The 14,782-nt window shown below is 38.7% G+C and carries 11 protein-coding genes; 10 read left to right on the top strand and 1 reads right to left on the bottom strand.

What is annotated here, in order from left to right:
- Window positions 1-29 precede the first annotated feature (29 nt).
- The 9 genes from BLP50_RS10480 to BLP50_RS10440 all read left to right on the top strand — a co-directional run bounded on the left by BLP50_RS10480 (window position 30) and on the right by BLP50_RS10440 (window position 12,127).
- Complete coding sequence (locus tag BLP50_RS10480; protein ID WP_090154474.1) at window positions 30-1,724, top strand: glycoside hydrolase family 13 protein; 1,695 nt, start codon at window positions 30-32, stop codon at window positions 1,722-1,724.
- A gap of 90 nt (window positions 1,725-1,814) precedes the next feature.
- On the top strand, window positions 1,815-2,075 hold the full coding sequence (locus BLP50_RS10475) for a DUF1292 domain-containing protein (RefSeq protein WP_090154472.1): 261 nt from the start codon (window positions 1,815-1,817) through the stop codon (window positions 2,073-2,075).
- Between the two features lie 137 nt (window positions 2,076-2,212).
- Complete coding sequence (locus BLP50_RS10470) at window positions 2,213-2,965, top strand: YdcF family protein (protein ID WP_090154470.1); 753 nt, start codon at window positions 2,213-2,215, stop codon at window positions 2,963-2,965.
- 30 nt (window positions 2,966-2,995) lie between these two features.
- Window positions 2,996-3,313, top strand: coding sequence for a glutaredoxin domain-containing protein (locus BLP50_RS10465; RefSeq protein WP_090154468.1), 318 nt, complete (start codon window positions 2,996-2,998; stop codon window positions 3,311-3,313).
- Window positions 3,297-4,229, top strand: a complete 933-nt coding sequence (locus tag BLP50_RS10460) for a DMT family transporter (RefSeq protein WP_090154466.1) — start codon at window positions 3,297-3,299, stop codon at window positions 4,227-4,229. The genes BLP50_RS10465 and BLP50_RS10460 overlap by 17 nt, the downstream gene beginning before the upstream one ends.
- A gap of 73 nt (window positions 4,230-4,302) precedes the next feature.
- Complete coding sequence (locus BLP50_RS10455) at window positions 4,303-6,057, top strand: T7SS effector LXG polymorphic toxin (RefSeq protein ID WP_090154464.1); 1,755 nt, start codon at window positions 4,303-4,305, stop codon at window positions 6,055-6,057.
- Window positions 6,041-6,418: a hypothetical protein gene (locus BLP50_RS10450; RefSeq protein ID WP_090154461.1), complete on the top strand. Its 378-nt coding sequence runs from the start codon at window positions 6,041-6,043 to the stop codon at window positions 6,416-6,418. The genes BLP50_RS10455 and BLP50_RS10450 overlap by 17 nt, the downstream gene beginning before the upstream one ends.
- A gap of 176 nt (window positions 6,419-6,594) precedes the next feature.
- On the top strand, window positions 6,595-9,405 hold the full coding sequence (locus tag BLP50_RS10445) for a glycoside hydrolase family 3 protein (RefSeq protein WP_090154459.1): 2,811 nt from the start codon (window positions 6,595-6,597) through the stop codon (window positions 9,403-9,405).
- Window positions 9,406-9,421: 16 nt separating this feature from the next.
- On the top strand, window positions 9,422-12,127 hold the full coding sequence (locus BLP50_RS10440; protein WP_090154457.1) for a GH36-type glycosyl hydrolase domain-containing protein: 2,706 nt from the start codon (window positions 9,422-9,424) through the stop codon (window positions 12,125-12,127).
- 209 nt (window positions 12,128-12,336) lie between these two features.
- On the opposite strand, the gene BLP50_RS10435 is transcribed toward BLP50_RS10440, so the two are convergent.
- On the bottom strand, window positions 12,337-13,113 hold the full coding sequence (locus tag BLP50_RS10435; RefSeq protein ID WP_090154455.1) for a helix-turn-helix domain-containing protein: 777 nt from the start codon (window positions 13,111-13,113) through the stop codon (window positions 12,337-12,339).
- 175 nt (window positions 13,114-13,288) lie between these two features.
- On the opposite strand from BLP50_RS10435, the gene BLP50_RS10430 reads away from it, so the two are divergent.
- Window positions 13,289-14,683: an ABC transporter substrate-binding protein gene (locus BLP50_RS10430; RefSeq protein WP_090154452.1), complete on the top strand. Its 1,395-nt coding sequence runs from the start codon at window positions 13,289-13,291 to the stop codon at window positions 14,681-14,683.
- Window positions 14,684-14,782 lie beyond the last annotated feature (99 nt).

Genomic DNA, 14,782 nt, shown 5'->3' with positions numbered 1-14,782 from the left:
ACGCAACCTTACAGACGGAGGATAATTAATTGAATTTACCAGCAATAAGTCATGTCCCATTTGGAAAAGATGCGTACATGATAAAAGAAGATACATTAGTTGTAGTCCTCAAGGCAGCAAAGGGAGACTTGAAAAAAGTCTCCCTCTTTTTTGGGGATAGAGTAGATATTCATAAAGAGGTACAGGTAAATGAAGTACCTATGGAGCTCACTGGCTCAGATGAATTATATGATTATTTTGAATGTATAGTATCAAGTCCGTTGACTAGGATTTGCTATTATTTTCAAATAGAAGATTTCTTTAGTGTGAGTCTGTTTTATAGCGAATATGGATTTACAGAGCAGATGAATAGACAGAGAATTGAATATTTCCAATATCCGTATTTACGTAGAGAAGATATGATTGAAATGCCTGAATGGACAAAGGACATGGTGATGTATCAGATTTTTCCTGACAGCTTTGCCAGCGAAAAAGGAGGCATTTCAGGACAATCCAAGAGATTAAAAGAGAGAATAGGAGCGGATGAGACAGATGGATTGGTAGAGTATAGGTCTAATCTCGGTGGAAATATAAAAGGAATTGTGGAAAACCTTGATTATATTGAAGATCTTGGTGCAAACTGCATCTATATCAATCCGATTTTCAAGGCTAACAGCTATCATAAATATGACACTGTAGACTACATGGATATAGACCCATGCTTTGGAACAATTGATGATTTTAAAACCTTAGTAAAGGCTGCTCATAAACGGGGAATTAAAATTATTTTAGATGGTGTATTTAATCACTGTGGCCCAGATTTTTTTGCATTTAAGGATGTACTAAAAAAGGGAAAAGAATCAAAGTATGTAGACTGGTTTTATAAGCTTAGATTCCCAATTGAGACCAAGCCATATCCTAATTATGAGGCTTTTGCATATGTGGCAAGTATGCCAAAACTTAACACAGGCAATCCAGAGGTTTTAGAGTATTGTTGTAATGTTGGAAGATTTTGGATTCGTGAATGCGGTATTGATGGATGGCGTATGGATGTCGCCAATGAAATAAATCATGAATTGTTTAGAGAATTTAAAAAGGCAATTAGAGAAGAGAATCCAGACAGCTTTTTAATTGGAGAGATATGGGAAAATTCGGAGAACTGGCTGTTGGGCGATCAGTTTGACTCTACTATGAATTACACATTTATTAGTGTATGCAAGGAGTTTTTTGCTGAGGAGTCAATAAATGTACAGCAGTTTGATGAAAGGATTCAAAAGATGATTCATAGATATCCATATCCTGTAAGTCTGGCTCAGATGAATTTTCTTGATACCCACGATGTAGGCAGATTCTTAAGCTTTTGCCATGGCGATGAGAGGAAACTAGAGCTTGCCTTAGCATTTATGATGTGCGCCCCTGGCATTCCATCTATTTTCTACGGAGATGAAAAAGCCATGGAAGGATTAGAAGAATGGGAATACAGACGACCTATGGAATGGGATAGAAAAACATCAGTATTTGATTTCTACAAGAAATGGACACATATACGAAAATGCAGCAAAGCCCTTAGCCGAGGCAATTATCGCACGGAATATATTGATAATGAAAACAGAGTATATGCATTTTCTCGTCAGTATGAAGATGAGAAGAAAACTGTGATTTTCAATGCTTCAGAGAAGCAAGTGTGTCTAAATCTTGGGAAAAATGTGAATTGCGCCCCATGGTCTGTAGCGATTCTAGAATAGTTCATATTTTATGCTTAAACTCATCACAAATATATTGTACAATAGTGCCTGCGATGGGGGGAATTTGTTACCTAAAGGAGGACACCTGTGATGGCTAATGAATTCAAAGAGTATATTACATTTGTAGTTAATACTAAAGACGGCGCAGAAGTTGAAATGGCAGTAATCGACCAGTTCGAATTTGAGAATAAAGGATATGTTGCAGCAGCATTAGTTGACGGTGATACTGTCAGCGACGAGGGTTGCTTCATCTACCGAGTAAAGGTTGGGGAAGACGATTTCAAGGTAGAGAAGATTACAAACCAGATTGATTATAATCGCATTGCTGAAGCATACATGGACATGATTTAGCAGTTACTTTAGTAGAAATGATGGCTCCGGAGTTTTCCGGAGCTTTTTTATGTTTGGGAAGATGCACAAGTTAACAAGTAGTTTAAGTGAAAAGAGAATGATATAATGAAATTCAAACTAGAAAAGGGAGAGAGTTAATGAAAGCAAAAAGATTCGTATATGCGATATTAGTGATAATATCACTTATTTATTCGGTGATAGTGTACATGGTAGGAAGCGGCACTTTTTCATTTGCCATATGGCTGGCACTTGCGGCATTTTTTGCATTCCTACTATTTATGAATAGTAAGGATAGATGGAAAAAGGTACCTAAAGGAATCAGAGGCATATTTAATGGTGTAGTGGCAGCCTCTCTTGTGATGTTTATCATCTGCCAGGGGTGTATCCTTAGCCAGTTCTTTTCAAAGGGTGAGGCGGATGCTGACTACCTAATAGTCCTTGGGGCACAGATGAGAGATAATGGCCCTAGCATTGTGTTTAGGTATAGGCTTGATGCTGCAGCTGATTACCTAAAGGGTAATCCTAATGCAAAAGTAGTAGTCACAGGCGGACAGGGAGCCAATGAATCCATCAGCGAGGGTGAAGGTGGAAAAGCCTATCTTATTGAACAAGGTATATCTGAGGATAGGATTATAGTGGAAAATGAGTCTGTTAATACAGAGGAAAATATCGTAAATGCGTTATCCCTCATTAAGAAAGATACCACAACAAGTGAGAGTGATTTAAAATTTGCTGTAGTGACCAACAATTTCCATCTGTTTAGGGGCACACTTTTGGCCAAGAGACATACAGATGCTAAGATCACTGGAATTGCAGCACGTACAGAATATTTGTATATTCCAAACAACATGGTACGAGAATCTTTTGGGATACTAAAAGATTTAGTATAAATCTGAACTATTACTTTTAGGAGGTGGAGTATGATAAAAGTATATGGCAGTAGACATTGCCCAGATTGCATCAATTTTGAGCATAATCTAAATAAAAATGGATTGGAATTTGAGTTTGTAGATATCAACGACAACATGCCTAATCTCAAGGCCTTTCTCAATATGAGAGACAATAATCCAGCATTTGAAAAGACTATTAAATATGGATATGTGGGAATACCTGCTATTGTCTACGAGGATGGCAGCATTGACTTGCATTGGAAAAATTATTTAGAGGATAAGGGGATTACAATTGAGTATGTAGCTGGAGAGAAGAAAGCATGCTCAATTGATGGAAAAGGTTGCTAACATGAAGTCGGACTTGATGAAAAATAAACTAGTTGTATGTTTGCTTGCAATACTTTGCTGTTTGCTGTGGGGCAGTGCTTTTCCTAGTATAAAGATAGGCTACAAGATATTTGAAATAGGACAGGAAAGCAGTATGTCCCAGGTATTATTTGCAGGAACCAGGTTTTTTCTAGCTGGAATTCTTGCAATAGTATTTGGCAGTATCCTGCAGAAAAAATTTTTTTTTCCTAAAAAAGAATCCTGGAAAATGGTATGCGCACTTAGCTTTTTCCAGACAGTGTTGCAGTACTTTTTCTTCTATATGGGACTTGCTCATGCATCAGGGGTGAAGTCTTCCATAATAAATGGAATGAGTACTTTTTTTGCTATCTTGCTTGCTTGCCTAGTTAGAAAGCAGGAAAAATTAACTGGCAACAAAATTGCCGGCTGCATACTAGGGGCAATAGGTGTGATAATTGTAAGCCTTGCAGGAGGAAGCCTTGGAGGTGGCTTTGCCATAAATGGAGAGGGATTTATCCTTGTGTCATCCATTTCCTACGCCATTTCATCGGTGCTGATAAAGGAATACTCCCTGAGAGAAAATCCTGTTACCTTAAGTGGATATCAGTTTGCCATTGGAGGACTTTTCATGATGATTGTAGGATTTTTAGCAGGCGGCAGTCTTCATATGACATCGGAAGCGGGGATTCCACTTATAATTTACATGGCACTTATTTCATCAGTATCCTACTCAATTTGGGGCATACTTTTGAAATATAATCCGGTGTCATCTGTCACCATCTATGGATTTACCAATCCTATATTTGGAGCAATCCTCTCAGCAGTTTTCTTAGCCGAGTGGAACACAATTAACATCCGATATTTAGTGGCCCTTGGGCTAGTAAGCCTTGGAATATATATAGTCAATAAAGATTAGAGAGAGAATAAAATTATTGTAAATTGAGAACTAATATTTTATTTAAATAAATATAATGGGAGAGGTGTGAAAAATGATATTAGAAATGGGTTCTTTAGGTCTAACAGCTTACAATTTATATAAGCAATATAGGATGCATAATGGAGGGAAATTTTTTGATGTTCCAGAGACAAAGAAGCATTTAGAAAACATTTCTAATGAATTTGCAACCTATAAAAGACTAGCAGATGTTCTAATTGAGGAAATGAACGCAATTGGAACGACAGATTCATTTCAAGGCAAAGATGCGGATCTAGTAAAGCAATTAATGCTTACAACAGAGACAGAAACTTTAGAAATGATTCTTGAAATACATTCGGCTATAGAGCAATTTTATGTAGATATTCTGGAGGCTTTTAAAGATATTGATACATCAGAAGAAGCATATATTAGTTTTGATATACTAGACAGAATAAATGGCGATTTTTGGGAAATGGCATATGAGTATAATAAGGAATCGGAAATTGCTGCAAACAAAATTGAAGAGTATTCAAATAAATATAGTACAAAGTATAATCATGAAATCAAGGTGCCAGATTTTTCTCCCGGAACAAATGCTTTTTTAGATTTATGCGGAGAAGAGGATGGGAATACAGGTTTTATTTGTGAATGTCAGAAAAAACTAGTAGATTTTGATGAAAATGCTATAAGTTATCTGGAAGAATTAAACTTACAAGAAAAATTAGAAGAAATAAATCAAAAGCTTGTTTCAATAGTAGTAGCTAAATATCCAGAATTGAAAAGTGTAACCAACCTTGTTAGTTTGGAGAAACAGTATAAAGAAAAGAGAGCTGAAGAATTATTAGAATCCGATCAAGAAAATCTATCTTCTGTAGATTTAGAGATTCTGGATGAATATTATAATTCAGTAGATGATGAAACCCGAATGTATATGTATGAATATGGGTTTACGAAAAGTGAAGCAGAGTTAATGGTTAAAGCTGTTAATGCATTAAATGAAGAAGGAAAAAGTAATAATTTCAATGATTATGAATGTATAGAATATACATATGGCACATTATCAGCTTTATGTATCAGTTATGATGCTAAGCGATGGAGAATGACAACAGGTCAACCAACGAGAACGATAGCTGAGATACGGTTATTGAGTACAGGGCTGACCGAGCAGGAAATACTTGATTTAGAAGTTATTATTAATCTGCAGCATGCATCGTTTACGGATGAGGATTTAAAAAAATATGAAATAAATATTAGTGATTCGTCTTTTTGTAAAGAGACGAATGCGAAAATCCAAAAGAGGGCCAGAGACTACAATAATGATTTTGCGCATTCTACAGTTCAAATAACAGCTTTTGCGCATGGTGATAATATTTCTGAAAATAATCGTTTCGACATATTTAGATGGGCAGTTGATGCACTTAATTCATCAGATTTATCTAAATACACATATACAAACTATGAGATAAGTTTTAAGGGAGATATAGATTCTGGTAGATATTCAGAAGCAGATTTTCAATCTGATGTTGATGCTATGAATCTTTATAATAGGATGATTCAAGAGCAAAATGTAAGTCTTAAGGTTTGGGCTGAATATTATAATGAAGTTTCGAATGATAGTAAGCAAAGAGCTGTTGAGTTTTTTGAAAATATGGGAGATGGATATGCGGATATAGGTATAATTAATACTAGTGATGTATTAGAAAAGGAAACCTTTGGAAGTGATTACATTATAGAGGGTAACTCTACGGATATAAAAACTTCAAAAAGTATTTTTATGCAATGGTTGTTGTCAATTTATGAAGGAGTAGATTATGATTTTCCAGAATAAACGAATAATTAATGGAATATTATTAATGGCACTAGTTGTAAGTTTGTGTTCTTGTGGTAAAAAAGAAGAACAAATTCCCTTTTCAACTGATAAATGGAAAGAAGGATTTACTGATCGTTACCTAATGTTAGAAGACTTAGAATCTAATTATGATTTGATAGGTATGAACGATAAGAAAGTTGAGGAGTTATTAGGTGTTTTCAGTTTGAAATACGATCCAGATGGTGATCCCAATAATAACAACTATTATTGGGGATATACTATAAGATATGATGATTATGAGGGGTATGAAGTATTATTACTTCAATTCAAAGAGGATACAGTTATAAATGTAGATAAGGAATATTTAAGCTATTTATAGCAAAGAATGAACGGAATTTACTGTGAATGATATCCAATTAGGTAAAGAATATTTTGCGGAGCAGAATTGGAGCTCCGCTTTTTTCTGCCTAAATTTGATAAATTTAATAGCTATTTGATATAAACGGTTATAAAATTTGAGGTAAGATGCATGATGTTAAAAGATGGAGGAAATAAATGAGCAACAAACTATTTGATGTAGAAAAATTTGCAACAGTGGCAAGACGTGCTGTGGCAGAAGGAATAGTATTACTCAAAAATGATGATAATGCGCTTCCGCTGAAAAAGGGGGCTAAGATTGCCCTATTTGGCAGAAGCCAGTTTAACTATTATAAAAGCGGAACAGGCTCAGGAGGTATGGTAAACACAGCCTATGTTGTAGGTGTGAGAGATGCCCTTGAGTCAGACGATAGATTTAGCCTTAATGCAAAGCTTAAGGATACATATGATGAGTGGATTAAGGATCATCCTTATGAGCTTGGAGAGGGATGGGCAGCAGAGCCATGGTTCCAGGAGGAGATGCCTATCTCAGCTGATTTTGCAAAGGAAATCTCAGAAGAATCAGATGTGGCAATTGTGCTTATTGGACGTACTGCCGGTGAGGATCAGGATAATAGCAATAAGCAGGGCAGCTATCTTCTCACAGATGATGAGGGGGAAATTCTTAAAAATGTAACAGCAGCATTTAAGCAGACAGTAGTGCTTTTAAATGTTGGAAACATCATAGATATGAAGTGGGTTGAAGAGTACAATCCAAGCGCTGTTGCATACATTTGGCAGGGCGGTCAAGAAGGTGGAAATGGCGCTCTTGATGTGCTTTCGGGCGATGTGAATCCAACAGGTAGACTTACAGATACAATCGCAAGGGATATTACTGATTATCCTTCAGATGCTAATTTTGGCGGAGAAAAGTGTAATATTCAGCAGGAAGATATCTATGTAGGCTATAGATATTTTGAGACCTTTGCAAAGGAAAAGGTACTTTACCCATTTGGATTTGGACTTTCATACACAACTTTTTCTATAGAAGCAAAGAAATTTGACGGTGAAGATGATAAAGGCTATTTCACTGTTACAGTTACAAATACTGGAAAGCGAAAGGGACAGCAGGTTGTTCAGGTCTATGTTTCAAAACCACAGGGAGTCCTTGGAAATCCAGTAAGAGAACTTATAGCATTCGGAAAAACTAAGGAGCTTGAGCCAGGAGAGTCACAGGATCTTCAGTTTACTTTCACTTCATATCAATTATCCAGCTTCGATGACAGCGGTGTTACAGGACATAAAAATGCCTATGTATTGCAGGAGGGAGAATATACTTTTTACGTTGGCGACAATGTTCGATGTGAAGAGATTGCAGGAGTTTATAGTGCAGCTGAAACAAGGGTTGCAAAGCAGCTTTCAGAGGCACTTGCGCCAGTTGTTGATTTTGAGAGAATGAAGCCAGTACCACAGGAAGATGGCACATTCAAGGTATCATACGAGCCAGCCCCAAAGGCTACCATTGATGGGGACGATATAAGAAAAAATAACATGCCACAAGAGCTGACAGGAAACAAAAGTGGCCTGAAGCTTCTTGATGTATTTGACAATAAGTGCACTATGGAAGAGTTTATTTCACAGCTTTCTAATGAAGAACTCTTTTGCATAGTTCGCGGTGAGGGGATGAGTTCTCCAAAGGTAACACCAGGTTGTGGAGGAGCATTTGGCGGTGTGACAGATTCTCTCCTTGAAAAGGGGATTCCTGTTGCATGCTGTACTGACGGCCCTTCTGGAATCAGAATGGATTGTGGTAAAAAAGCATTTGCAATGCCAAATGGAGCTTGCCTTGCCAGCGGATGGAATCTTGAGCTTTCAGAGGAGCTATACAATTGGGAAGGTCTTGAAGTCAGAAAAAATAAAGTTGATGTGCTTTTAGGACCGGGCATGAATATTCACAGACATCCACTTAATGGACGTAACTTTGAGTACTTCTCAGAAGACCCATATGTAACAGGAAAAAATGCAATAGCCCAGCTTAAGGGAATGCATAAATATGGTGTAACAGGTACAATCAAGCATTTTGCCCTTAACACCCAGGAAACTGGAAGACATACAGTTGAGCATGTGGCATCAGCTAGAGCCATAAGAGAAATCTATCTAAAGGGATTTGAAATGGCTGTAAAGGAAGGTGGCGCTCACGCAGTGATGACCACATACGGTTCTGTAAATGGTTACTACACATCATCAAGCTATGATTTGGTCACAAGAATTCTCAGAGAAGAATGGGGATTTGATGGAATCGTCATGACTGACTGGTGGGCAAAAGGCGGCAAGTCTTACCATGGTGACAATTCAAATATGGCAGCTATTGTCAGAGCCCAGAATGATTTGTACATGGTTACAGGAAATGCTGAGCTCAACACAAATAAAGACAATCTTGAAGAGGCAATTAAAACAGGTGATATCACAAGAGAAGAGCTTCAGAGATGTGCTGCAAATATTTGCAAGTTCATTATGAATAAGCCTGTGTTTGCACGCTACATAGATAGAGACAATGACATAGATAAAAAGCTGGCAGAGGAAGCTGACGATGAGGAGCTTGCTTTTGACAAGATGGTGCTTTGTGATGTTGATGAAACAGGAGTTGCAACAATTAATCCTGCTGATATTAACACAGGAAGAAATAGCACTACTATGTTTACAGTTTCATTTAAGGAGCGAGGAGATTACAAGCTAAAAATGACTGTAAGGGCAAATGCTACAAGCGAGCTAGCTCAGATACCACTTAGCATTTTCAGAGATAAAATGCTTGTGAAAATGATTACTCTCACAGGCGAGGACAGTGATTGGCAGACAATAGAAGTGCCTTTCGACGCATGCGCAATGACATTCTTCATGAAGTTCTATTTCGCTCAAGACGGAATGGAAATTAAGGACATTAAATTTGAATTAGTCAAATCTAGGGAGGAAGAATTCAGGCTTATGTTTGCTCGAATGGGCGAAGAATAAAAACAAGGGGATTGGTATGCTTAATAACAGTACAAAGGGAAAAATCGTATTTACGGATAATAATGGTTCATTCAAAATAGGAAAGCCAGAAGATACAAGCTATCTGTATTTTCCTATAGCATCTGAGGCTGGATTAAAATCAAGCCTTACACCCAATTTAGGTGGTGACTCAATGGTGGACCAGGAGACATTTATCCTAGAGCCTACCAGTGTGGAGAATCTTCACAACAATAAAAATACCAGAAATTTTTGGCTCTATATGGAAGACGGAAAAGTATGGTCTGCCACTGGCTCATCAGCTGAGCAGGAGAGCCAAAAGTTTACAATGGACCAGGATGAAAGTGCGGTGGAGGCTGGTTTCATGTGGCATAAGGCTACACGAGCAAGCAACTGCTATGATATTGGCGCTGAGATTTTATCCTTTGTACCTGTAAATGAAAATGTTGAAATCATGTCTGTAACTATTAGAAATACAGGCAGTGAAGAAAAGCTAATAACACCTATTGCGGCAGTGCCAATATACGGCCGCTCAGCAGATAATCTCAGGGACCATAGAAATGTTACTTCCATGCTCCATCGAATCGCAACTACAGAAGAGGGAGTACTTGTTAAGCCAACTATGTCTTTTGATGAAAAGGGGCATAGACCTAATAATAAAACCTATTTTGTAATTGGCCACAGAGAGGATGGAATAAAGCCAGAAGCATTTTTCCCTACAGTTGAGACATTTGTGGGAGAAGGTGGCAGTTTCTTTAAGCCTAGATCTGTATATAGGCAGGAGGAAGGACTAAGGGCTGGAGAAAAGCTGGCGGGACTTGAGGCTGTAGGTGGACTTAAGTTTTCTAAGATAAAGCTTGCTCCGGATGAATCTGTAACATTTAATATCTTGATTGGAGTTACAGAGGATGAAAAAGAAATAGAAAAACTTTCTAAAAAATATGCGTATAAATCGGCAGTGGAAAAAGAGTTTCAGACCACAAAAGAGTACTGGCAGAAAAAGGTAAATGTTAGCTTTCACACTGGTGATAAAAACTTTGATGAGTTTATGGCATGGGTTGCATTCCAGCCATTTCTTCGTCGAGTATACGGCTGTTCATTTTTGCCTTACCACGATTATGGACGTGGTGGACGAGGTTGGCGAGACTTGTGGCAGGACTGTTTGTCCCTTCTTTTCATGGAGCCAGACAATGTGCGCCAGATGATAGTTGCCAATTTTGGTGGTGTCCGCATGGATGGAACCAATGCAACCATTATCGGTGAAGGACTTGGCAATTTTATAGCCGACAGAAATGGAATTGCTAGAGTGTGGATGGACCATGCATTTTGGCCATTTAGAACACTGCTTTTATACATCAATCAAACAGGCGACTACAGCATTTTAAAGGCAAAAGTCCCTTATTTTAAGGACTCAATTGTACGCCGTGGGACAGTAGTTGATAAAAAATATGAGGTGGTGGATAACAAGCAGCACACAGAGGATAACAGTGTATATCTTGGTTCAATCATTGAACATTTGCTGGTGGAAAACCTGTGCGCCTTCTATGAGGTAGGACAGCACAATGTTTTAAAACTAAGAGGTGCCGACTGGAACGATGCACTTGATATGGCATCAACAAATGGCGAATCCAGCGCATTTTCATATGCCTATGCTGGCAATCTTTTGGAGCTTGCAAATCTGATTTTTGCAGTGTCAAAAGAGGATGGAATAGATGAGATACATATTGCAACAGAGCTAAAGCGTCTACTTGACTTAGATAGTTACGACTCGGTAGAGGAAAAAACTAATAGACTTGCAGAATACTGTCGGTCATGTGAGGGGAATATTAAAGGAACTCAGGCATCAATTCCTGTAAATGTTCTTGTGGAAAAACTAAGAGGCATGTCTTCTTGGATGACAAACCATTTGAACAAGCAAGAATGGCTTGAGGGTAATAAAGGCGAAGGCTGGTTTAATAGTTATTATGATGACAGCTGTCGCAGGGTAGAGCGCTTTAGCGATTCTGATGAAGAAACACGCATGATGCTGACTGGTCAGGTCTTTGCCATAATGGGCAATGTGGCCACTGACGAGCAGATTCATAAAATAGTTCAAGCAGCTGATCACTATCTGTATAAGGAGGCCATTGGTGGCTACCGTTTGAATACGGATTTTAGAGAAGTGAAGTATGACCTAGGCAGAATGTTTGGATTTGCCTACGGGGAGAAGGAAAATGGCGCGGTATTTTCACATATGTCTGTTATGTACGCAAATGCGTTATATGGCAGAGGTTTCGCAAAAGAAGGTTTCAAATCACTCAATGCCCTTTTTGCAACAGCCATGAATTTTAATGTCAGTCACATGTATCCGGGAATACCAGAGTATTTCGACAGCAAAGGTAGAGGAAAGTATCCATACCTTACAGGTGCAGCATCATGGTATTTACTGACAATGATTACAGAGGTGTTTGGCGTAAAAGGAGAGGCTGGAAATCTTGTAATCGCTCCGGCTCTTTTGAAGGAGCAGTTTGATGAAGAAGGTAAGGCGAGAATCAATCTTACCTTTGCAGAAAAAAGGTTTGATATCGTATATACGAATCCATCAAAGCTTCAGTTTGGAGAGTATAAAATAAAAGAAGCAAGCTTAAATAATAATAAGCTTGCTGTAGAAAATAATCGAATAATAATCCCTCGAAAAGTGGTGGAGGAACAAGCCGCCCACGAAGTCCTAGTGGTATTAGGGTAAACTAAAGGTTAGCCTATGAGCTGGTTATGACAGTAATCTCTAGCCGCCCCTATGAGCTGGTAGGTAACAAGCTCTTAGGTCTATGAACGAGGCGTGTTAGCCGAGAGAATAGACACTAAGGCTTGTAACCGTAACCAGCGGACTATGGTAGCGGACTAGGCTTATGGCCGTAACCAGCGGACAAAAGTAACCAGCGGACTAGGTCTTGGCTAGCCTTCAGTTTTCATAATGTCACGAGGGGTTCCCTTCCAATGAGTACCGTAGTATTTTTCGCGGTACTTTTTTGGTGTCAGCCCAGTTTCCTTCTGGAAAAGCTGACTGAAGTGACTCTGGGATGTAAATGAAAAATAATTTGCAATGTCAGCCAGAGAATAATCGCTGTATCGAAGCAGATTCATCGACGCTTCTATTTTAGCTTGGCGAATGTAATCGCTGGTGGATGTGCCAAGCTCATCCTTGAAAAGTCTGGAAATATAGCTGGCGGAATTGCTGGTGTATTCGGCTAAATCTTTAACTGTAATTCGCTCCTTCAGATGAGAGTAGATGTAATTTAAGCACTCTGTCATTGGACGAGAAAGGTTAGCACTTCGATTGATGATAATCATCTTATTTGTATAGTCTAAAACCATCTTGTCGTGGAGCTTTTCCAAATCCTCAAGAGTAGAAATATCGTCAAGCTTTTGAATGTAAAAATCACTGAGACGATAGGCTCTCTCCATCTCCATTCCGTTGTCTACACAAAGTCTTGTTATGAGAGCAATAGAAACAACAAAATGATATTTAAAATTCTGAACAATATCTCTAGAAAGCTTGCCTATTCCATTTGGATTTAAAAATTCATGATTCTCAATATTCTTATGAATTTCCTCTAAATTACCCTCAGCTACATAGCGGTAAAAAAGCAATTCCCTGTTCTGGTGATTATGGGTCTGAACATCGTTTTTATCATCATATTCATTTGCTAACCAATCAGTGGAACTTGTCATGATAGCCTCCAATAATATAAAGACGCTTTAATAAGCGGTGAATTCAACAAACAAAAAAACAATAGCATGGATTTTGTATTTTATCAATGAATTTGATATAGAAAAAAATCCAGGAAACTTAAGATAGTAAGCGTCTAAGAGATACTTGATTTATCAATCAAAGGAGGAAAACGTAATGAAAAAAAGAGTAGTTAGTCTTGCGCTTGCACTTTCTATGGTAGCAGGGCTCACAGCTTGCGGGGGTAATCCAGAAGGCGGTAGCGCCGGAGCTGAAGGCGGCTATGTGGCTGAAGGCGAAGAAGGAAAAGTAATTAATATTTACTGCTGGAACGATGAGTTCAGAACAAGAGTAGAGGCAGTATATGACAAGGTAGACCACACATCTGAGGATGGCACAATCACATACCTTACAGATGGTTGCGAGATTCACTGGACAGTAAATCCTAACCAGGATGGTGTATACCAGAAGAAGTTAGATGAGGCACTCCTTAACCAGGGTTCTGCAGCAGCTGATGACAAGATTGATATGTTCCTTTCAGAGACAGATTATGTAGTAAAGTACACAGATGCTGAGGCAGATATTGCTATTCCACTTACAGAGCTTGGAATTGACCCAGATAAGGATTTAGCAGATCAGTACGATTTTACAAAGACAGTTGCTTCTGACGCAAATGGCGTACAGAGAGGTTCTACATGGCAGGCTTGCCCATGCCTCTTTGTTTACAGACGTGACATTGCACTTGATACATTTGGAACAGATGATCCAGATGAGATTCATGCACTTTGCTCAGACTGGGACAAGATGAAGTCTGCAGGTGAGGAACTTAAGGCAAAGGGTTACTACACATTTGCAACATATGCAGATACATTCCGTGCGTATGGAAACAGCATTTCTGCTCCATGGGTAGAGGAAGGTAGTACAGAGATTAACGTAGATCCACAGATTATCAACTGGATTAACGATTCTAAGGAATGGCTTGATGCTGGTCTTATCGACAGCAACATCAAGGGACAGTGGACAGATGACTGGAACAAGTCAATGGGTTCTGAGTCAAAGGTATTTGGTTTCTTACTTCCAGCATGGGGAATTGACTTCGTTCTTAATCCAAACTGGGATGGAGAAGCAGGTGCTTGGGCAGTAACAGACGGACCACAGGCATTTAACTGGGGTGGTTCATTTGTACACGGCTGCGTAGGAACAGATAATGCTGAGCACGTTAAGGAAATCATGCTTGCTGTAACTGCAAACAAGGATAACCTTATGAAGATTACAAAGGATTACCTTGATTTCACAAATACACAGTCAGGTATGGAAGAGATTGCAAATGATGAGAGCTTCGGAGCAGAGTTCCTTGGTGGAGAGAATCCATTTAAGTACTTCCAGCCAGCAGCATCATCAATTGAGATGACAACACTTTCACCATATGATCAGGGATGCGTAGAGCTTATCCAGAGTTCATTTGGCGATTACTTCCAGGGTCAGGTAGATTTCGATACAGCAAAGGCTAACTTCGAAAGAGCTATCAAGGAGCGTTACCCAGAGATTACAAAGGTAAACTGGCCTGAATAGGAATTTTTAGATTTTTAAGTGAGCTGGTAGGCATCAAGCTCTGAGGTCTCCCTAGGGAAGCTTTTTATGCTGACTCTGGGAGGCTCTCAGGCTTGTAGC

Source organism: Pseudobutyrivibrio sp. AR14 (assembly GCF_900101325.1).
Lineage (GTDB): Bacteria > Bacillota > Clostridia > Lachnospirales > Lachnospiraceae > Pseudobutyrivibrio.
This window is presented reverse-complemented; position numbering and strand designations above follow the sequence as displayed.

Bases quoted from the DNA above. Each gene is read 5' to 3' on its own strand.
- BLP50_RS10440 (WP_090154457.1), top strand. From the start codon at position 9,422: ATGCTTAATAACAGTACAAAGGGAAAAATCGTATTTACGGATAATAAT.
- BLP50_RS10450 (WP_090154461.1), top strand. From the start codon at position 6,041: ATGATTTTCCAGAATAAACGAATAATTAATGGAATATTATTAATGGCA.
- BLP50_RS10430 (WP_090154452.1), top strand. From the start codon at position 13,289: ATGAAAAAAAGAGTAGTTAGTCTTGCGCTTGCACTTTCTATGGTAGCA.
- BLP50_RS10435 (WP_090154455.1), bottom strand. From the start codon at position 13,113: ATGACAAGTTCCACTGATTGGTTAGCAAATGAATATGATGATAAAAAC.
- BLP50_RS10465 (WP_090154468.1), top strand. From the start codon at position 2,996: ATGATAAAAGTATATGGCAGTAGACATTGCCCAGATTGCATCAATTTT.
- BLP50_RS10460 (WP_090154466.1), top strand. From the start codon at position 3,297: ATGGAAAAGGTTGCTAACATGAAGTCGGACTTGATGAAAAATAAACTA.
- BLP50_RS10445 (WP_090154459.1), top strand. From the start codon at position 6,595: ATGAGCAACAAACTATTTGATGTAGAAAAATTTGCAACAGTGGCAAGA.
- BLP50_RS10470 (WP_090154470.1), top strand. From the start codon at position 2,213: ATGAAAGCAAAAAGATTCGTATATGCGATATTAGTGATAATATCACTT.
- BLP50_RS10475 (WP_090154472.1), top strand. From the start codon at position 1,815: ATGGCTAATGAATTCAAAGAGTATATTACATTTGTAGTTAATACTAAA.
- BLP50_RS10455 (WP_090154464.1), top strand. From the start codon at position 4,303: ATGATATTAGAAATGGGTTCTTTAGGTCTAACAGCTTACAATTTATAT.